This is a genomic window from Vibrio sp. 1151_11 (genome assembly GCF_029478525.1).
Lineage (GTDB): Bacteria > Pseudomonadota > Gammaproteobacteria > Enterobacterales > Vibrionaceae > Vibrio > Vibrio anguillarum.
The window spans coordinates 1-1,949 of sequence record NZ_SHMN01000076.1 but is presented as its reverse complement, the minus strand read 5'-3'; the positions used below and the strand labels follow the sequence as shown (position 1 = coordinate 1,949).

The 1,949-nt window shown below is 42.5% G+C and carries 2 protein-coding genes; one reads left to right on the top strand and one right to left on the bottom strand.

Annotated features, from left to right (window positions below):
* Positions 1-178 precede the first annotated feature (178 nt).
* Entirely contained in the window at positions 179-934 is a 756-nt protein-coding gene (locus EXZ60_RS18810; RefSeq protein WP_277436152.1) for a Nif3-like dinuclear metal center hexameric protein, read from the bottom strand.
* An 86-nt stretch (positions 935-1,020) separates the two neighbouring features.
* On the opposite strand from EXZ60_RS18810, the gene EXZ60_RS18805 reads away from it, so the two are divergent.
* Complete coding sequence (locus EXZ60_RS18805) at positions 1,021-1,779, top strand: DUF1853 family protein (protein WP_277436151.1); 759 nt, start codon at positions 1,021-1,023, stop codon at positions 1,777-1,779.
* Positions 1,780-1,949: the final 170 nt, after the last annotated feature.

Below are 1,949 nucleotides of genomic sequence, written 5' to 3'. Positions count from 1 at the left end.
TCATTAATTATGTTTAGAGCTTGAGAAACATCCATAAAAAAATCCAAGTGCATTAAATACACTTGGATTTTGACAGCTCTGAAGGATCGTTCAACCGATCACTTTGGCCTTAACTGATCGGCATTAGAGTTCCCACTCGCTCTTTTTTCATTTGATACATTGATCAGAAACAAACCCGCTACACAGGGTTATTGATATCGATAAACTCAACCTCAAAGCCATATTCGCTCGCTAACCATTCTCCCAGAGCCCTAACGCCATAACGTTCTGTGGCATGGTGCCCTGCAGAAAAATAATGAATATTTTGCTCTCTTGCTGAGTAGGTAGTCCGCTCTGATATTTCACCAGAGATGAACGCATCTAATCCGTGCTGCGCCGCTAGATCGACGTAATCTTGCCCACCACCAGTACACCAACCCACCGTTTTGATGATTCTGTTTGAGTTCGGTGCTACGTGCAGTGGCCGTCGTTGCAAAGCTTGTTCGATTCGTTGACTGAGTTCATCGGCTGTCAACGCTTGTTCAAAATGGCCATACATGGCGACCGACTGCGGGTGCCCTTCTAATCCACCATCAACATGAATCCCCAATAAATCAGCTAGCAATTTGTTATTACCTAATTCTGGATGGATGTCTAACGGCAAATGATACGCGTATAAGTTGATATCGCTTTGTATCAAAGATCGGATCCGTTGCCCTTTCATTCCACGGATGGACTCAGGCTCACTTTTCCAGAAATAACCATGGTGTACCAGCAAAGCATCAGCATTATGCTCAATCGCTTGTTCGATCAAAGCTTGAGAGGCTGTCACCCCTGTAACAATTTTTTTGATTTCAGTACGGCCTTCCACTTGCAATCCATTAGGGCAATAGTCTTTAATCAATTGAGGATTAAGCTTTTGATTGAGCAGAGCTTCAAGTTTTAAATTATCCATCTTTCATTCCAAAATTGAGTTTTATCATTAGCGTGGTTATAACAATTTCAGGCTAGAATGTCGAAAAATAAGGACGAGAACAATTAATGGCAATGGACCTCAACACACTGGCACACTGGGTGTCGACAACCCCTACTCTTTTCCAAGGAGAGGGTGTGGTCGCGGCGCGTACTCCTTTTTTACCCAATGTTCCTATATTGAAAGAAGAATATAGAGGGAACCCTAGGTTAGGCTTTCTCTACCAGCATTTATGTTCTTTATTGTTTACGCTAAACCCCACTTATTCCGCCGTTTCTGAAGAAATTCAATTGAACGAAGCAGGAAGTACACTAGGTTCGCTAGATTTTGTCATCAAAAATAAGCGCAGTCAGCGTTATGAGCATTGGGAAGTCGCAGTGAAGTTTTACCTGCTACATCAAGGTCTGTGGTATGGTCCCAATGCTCAAGATCGATTAGATCTCAAACTTGAACATATGTTGAACCACCAATTGACCCTTTCCCAATCAGCCCAATTTAGTGCGGCTTACCCACTTTGGCGTGACGTTAGCCGTCATTTACTAATGCAAGGGCGCTTGTATGTAAACCCTTTTCACGATGAGCCTGTTCCTAGTGAATGCCTAGGTTATAAACTCAATCTGTCACAAATTGCTGGTTTTTGGTGTTATCAAAGCCAGTCACATCAAATAGATGAAGCATTATTCTTACTGGAAAAGCCTCAATGGATTAGCGGGAAAGGTAAAAACTGCACGCGTTACACAGCAAATGAAGAGCATGGTTTTGTGCATTGCCAAAGTGACAGCGGAAAGTTCTGGTTCATCGTTCCCGACAGTTGGCCTCAGCTTTAACCAAGATAATAGACGACTAAATATAAAATAGGCGGCCTCTGGCCGCTAATGCCGATCAGTTAAGGCCAAAGTGATCGGTTGAACGATCCTTCAGAGCTGTCAAAATCCAAGTGTATTTAATGCACTTGGATTTTTTTATGGATGTTTCTCAAGCTCTAAACATAATTAAT